Source organism: Endozoicomonas sp. ONNA1 (assembly GCF_024606325.1).
Lineage (GTDB): Bacteria > Pseudomonadota > Gammaproteobacteria > Pseudomonadales > Endozoicomonadaceae > Endozoicomonas_A.
Map to the genome: position 1 here is coordinate 1 of NZ_JAHHPN010000384.1, position 2,909 is coordinate 2,909.

Annotated in this window: 3 protein-coding genes; all 3 read left to right on the plus strand. The window is 48.9% G+C overall.

The genetic code is table 11. The annotated features are described in order from the left end of the window. Positions 1-255 precede the first annotated feature (255 nt). On the plus strand, positions 256-768 hold the full coding sequence (locus KDK19_RS08820) for a GAF domain-containing protein (RefSeq protein WP_257280525.1): 513 nt from the start codon (positions 256-258) through the stop codon (positions 766-768). A gap of 133 nt (positions 769-901) precedes the next feature. Further along, on the plus strand, positions 902-1,792 hold the full coding sequence (locus tag KDK19_RS08825; protein WP_257280526.1) for a DMT family transporter: 891 nt from the start codon (positions 902-904) through the stop codon (positions 1,790-1,792). Between the two features lie 147 nt (positions 1,793-1,939). After that, positions 1,940-2,860 carry a hypothetical protein gene (locus tag KDK19_RS08830; protein WP_257291762.1) on the plus strand — a complete coding sequence of 307 codons (921 nt, stop codon included), beginning with the start codon at positions 1,940-1,942 and terminating at the stop codon, positions 2,858-2,860. Positions 2,861-2,909: the final 49 nt, after the last annotated feature.

Genomic DNA, 2,909 nt, shown 5'->3' on the forward strand with positions numbered 1-2,909 from the left:
CTCAATTTCTTGCAATCCTCGCTACGGACGCTTAAGTCCGACAGGCTGCTAGTCCAACGGGAGAGCAGGTGTAACTTCAACGCCATCGCAACTTTTTCAGTAGGTAGCAGGTATCGATGCAGCATTGAGCTTTGTCAAACAAACGTTTGAGGCTGAAGGAAGAAGCATTGAGGAGTGAGCCGAATATCATCAGGGCATTGACAGGAGTTATGATCCTTATGCTATTGACTAACAGCTATACCGGGCTGTTTCTGGATGAGTGCATATATGTTTGACGTCGTTGAGATGCCTGAGGACAAAGCCAGCTTCTATCGCATTCTGATGGCCCGGGCAAAGGCATTGACCGAGGGTGAAACCGATACCCTGGCCAATCTCGCCAATGTTGCCAGCCTGCTATTTACGACCATGGCTGAAGTAAACTGGGCTGGGTTTTACATCGCCAGGGACAATCAGCTGGTGTTGGGACCGTTCATGGGGAATCCTGCTTGCGTTCGCATCCCCTTTGGCCGGGGAGTCTGTGGTTCCGCTGCCCGAGAGCAAACCACCCAAGTGGTGGATGATGTAAAAGCATTTCCCGGCCACATTGCCTGTGACTCAGCCAGTCAGAGCGAGATTGTGATCCCTTTTTGTGAAGAGGGTGAGGTGAAAGCAGTTCTGGATATCGACAGTCCGATCACTTCCCGTTTTGATGAAGAAGACCAAAAAGGTCTGGAAGCTCTGGCAGAATTGCTGGCAGCAAGGATTCAATTCGACCAGCTGCGCTACTGAATCTTCTGTTCCGAAATCTCATTAATCAATAATAGGGTTTTGGAATGCCTCTCAATGGTTTCCCGTAAACTTATTTCTTTAAATCCAATGGCTATACTTGGGTGCTTTATCTTTTTCAGGGAGGAGAAAAGCAGTGTCTACCTGGATATGGCTGACTTTGATGGCTGCCGTTGCTCAGGCATTTCGCTCAGCAGGGCAAAAAACACTTTCTGAGCGTGTCAGTGTCTGGGGTACCACATTTGCCCGGTATGCTTTCGCGCTTCCGTTGGTTTGGGTTTATCTTTATCTGCAACTGCACTGGCGGGATACTCTTCTGCCCGAAATATCTTCTACTTTTCTGCTCTATAGCCTGGGAGCAGGATTGGTCCAGATAGCTGCTACCACTTTCATCATCAAACTCTTTCAGCTGAGAAACTTTGCTATTGGGGTTATTTATTCCAAGTCTGAGACGGTTCTGGTTGCTGTGCTGGGTGCCATTGTTTATTCCCAGGTGCTCAGCTGGGCGGGATGGGTCAGTGTTCTGCTGGGGATGATCGGGTTGATCTTTTTGAATCCACTCGGACCCGAGAAAGGATGGCGTTCCCTGTTTTCGGTATCTGCCGCTTTTGGTCTCGCCGCAGGGTTCTGTTTAGCTTTGACCACTCTCTGGGTCAGGCAGGCGAGTTTGGCGTTGGGTATTGATCCGCTTGTGGCTTCGGCCTATACACTGACCGCCACAATTTCAATGCAAACAGTCATTCTGGGTGGCTTTATCTGGATCAAGGAGCCTAAAACTCTGGGAAAGCTCATTCAGCAATGGAAGTTAAGCGGCGCCGTCGGGTTTTTGAGTCTGTTGGGGTCCATTGGTTGGTTCACAGCCTTAAGTCTGCAAAACCCGGCGCTGGTCAAAACGCTGGGGCAGGTTGAATTCTTTTTTGCGCTGATCATCTCTACCCGTCTGTTCAGGGAAAAGCATTCGCTTCGAGAGTACTGTGGGATGGCTCTGATTATAAGCAGTGTTATTCTGTTGCTCTGGCTGGACTGACTTATTAAATAGTGGGGTTAAGGGTCGATAAAACGGTTATCAAGCTACCAGAGGCTTTTGAACGTGACTGTTTGTCGATCTTTCTTTTTGATCCTGATGTTGATCCTAAGTCATCTCGCCCGAGGTGAATTTGCGGAATTACCAAAAGTGCCGGACTTCTCTGAACTGAAAACCTATGAAGAGGCCATAGACCGGCTGTTTGAGGGTAGGGGTCAAGACTTTAAAAAAATCACTACCGAAGGCGGTCAGATTGATCAGGCTTACACTGCTTTGTTCGATGGTATGCGCTGGTTTGTAAAGATCGTTCGAGAAGATTGTTCTGAGTGTGACCAGATACGGTTTGAATACGAATGGCTGCTGAAAAAAAACCTCCCCCGTTACCGTTGGTTGGCCAAGGTGAACGCAGAACTAGTGCTTCCCGATCGCGCTGCTACCTTTATGCTTAATCGTAGGCAGCATTACATCGTGAGTTATCCTCTGGTAACGGGTCAAAGCATAGGAACCTTATATCGACACTACCTTCACTCTGCTTATCTCTTGAGTACCGGGCAGAAAACTTTGCTAAGCAGGATTTTTTACCGTTATGGACAGGTATTGGCCCTGTCCCATCTTGATCCAAAGCAGCCTGCTAAAAACAGTGCTGAAATGTTGGGCAGGGTGGTCCGTTTACATCTGCCGGATCGAAATGGCAGAAATGAAATCTATGATCTAGAGTCCGATCGGATTTACCTGGTCGACCTGGCGGATAGTGCTGAAGATTTTGGTAGACCCATCAAGGTGGGTGAAGATCTTGAGGCGTGGTCGGCCTCTTTGGCGGAAATGATTATGACCGCTCGCACCCGGGAGGGGGTTGATTGCGGGCCAGTCTATGACTGCATAGTGAACCCGTTCAAGCAGTTTGCTCTGGGCTATGCAAGCAGTCTGCCTCTCTACAAGCGCACAATGGTAATGGACGTGGTCAGGTCGACGATGATGGGGGCGCTGAGGGAAGAGTGCGATAATGAAATGGAGGAAGAGATCTTTTGCCCTGCTGTGGAAATGATTGAGCAGCAGTTTTTCAACGACTAGCAGCCTGTCGGACTTAAGCGTCCGTAGCGAGGATTGCAAGAAATTGAGG

Coding starts and splice junctions, on each gene's coding strand:
- KDK19_RS08820 (WP_257280525.1), top strand. CDS start 256: ATGAGTGCATATATGTTTGACGTCGTTGAGATGCCTGAGGACAAAGCC.